Genomic DNA, 1279 nt, shown 5'->3' with positions numbered 1-1279 from the left:
CGGCGCGGCGCTGGCGCTGCTGGCCTGGTGGCGCGCGGCGCGCGCGGGCGACATGCGGCGGCTCGGCCTGGTGGTCGGCGTGCTGGTGGCGGTCACCGCGAATGCGGTGGCGGCCGGCGCGCTCTCCCGCCCCAATCCGCGCTACGAGGCGCGGATCCTGTGGCTGGTGCCGGTGGTCGCGGTGCTGGCGCTGCTGCCGCGCCCGCGCGAGGAGCGGCCATGACGGCGCTGCTCGCCATCCTGGCGGGCGCAGCGCTGCTGGTCTGGCCGGCGGCGCTGAACGGCTACCCGCTGCTCTTCATCGACACTGTCTCCTACCTCAATCACACCACGCTGCCCGAGACGCCCTGGGACAAGACGCAGGCCTACGGGCCCTTCCTGCACCTGTTCCACTGGCAGGTCTCGCTGTGGCCGGCGGCGGCGGCGCAGGGGCTGATCGCGTCGCACCTGGTGTGGCTGACGCAGCGGATGGTGCGGGACCGTGCGACGCCCGCGGCGCATCTCGCGGTCTGCGCGGCGCTCTCGGCGCTGACCTCGGCGCCCTGGTTCCTGGCCACGCTGATGCCGGATGCGCTCACCGCCTTCGTGCCGCTCTGCCTGCTGCTGCTGGCCTTCGGCGGGCTGGGGCGCGGCGAGGCGGCCTGGGTGGCGCTGGTCGGCGGGCTGGCGGTCGCCGCGCATCTCTCGCACCTGCCGACGGCACTGGCGCTGCTGGTCCTGGTCGCCGTGGTGGCGCGCCGGCCGGCGCCGGTGGTGCGCGCGGCGCTGCCGCTGGCGCTGGCGCTGGGCTTCCTGCTTGCGTCGAACGTCATCGCCTTCGGCCGGGCGACGCTGTCGCCGCATGGCGCGGTGTTCCTGCTGGCGCGGCTGCAGGCCGATGGGCCGGCCGCGGCCGTCATCCGCGACCGTTGCCCGGCTGCGGGCTGGCATCTCTGCGCCTTCGCCGACCGGATGCCGATGGACAGCGATACGTTCCTCTGGGACGGCGGCAGCCCGCTGAACCGCAACGCGGACGGATCGCCGCGCGCCATGGGCGGCGTGGCGGGCGCGGCGGAGGCGCGCGCGATCATCGCCGCCACGCTGCGCGACCGGCCCGTGGAGGTTGCCGTCGCGATGCTGCGCAACACGCTGACCCAGCTCGGCCGGACGCGTGTGGGGGACACGCTGCGCAACGACCATCTCGCCGCCTCGGCGCGCCGCCCGATCGCGACCGCCTTCCCGGCGCGCGAGCTGGCGGCCTTCGACGCCGGCGCGCAGATGCGCGGCGTGCTGCCGGACC

The 1279-nt window shown here is 76.0% G+C and carries 1 protein-coding gene and 1 pseudogene; both read left to right on the top strand.

Translation table 11 applies throughout. From position 1 onward, the window contains the following. A pseudogene (locus tag OZN99_RS31850) lies at positions 1-223 on the top strand (hypothetical protein); the annotation flags it as partial. After that, the coding region (locus tag OZN99_RS31845) for a hypothetical protein (protein WP_270939194.1) at positions 220-1279 on the top strand (1060 nt) is incomplete at its 3' end. The pseudogene OZN99_RS31850 and the gene OZN99_RS31845, both read left to right, overlap by 4 nt.

This window comes from Falsiroseomonas oryzae (assembly GCF_027856955.1).
Lineage (GTDB): Bacteria > Pseudomonadota > Alphaproteobacteria > Acetobacterales > Acetobacteraceae > Falsiroseomonas > Falsiroseomonas oryzae.
This window is presented reverse-complemented; position numbering and strand designations above follow the sequence as displayed.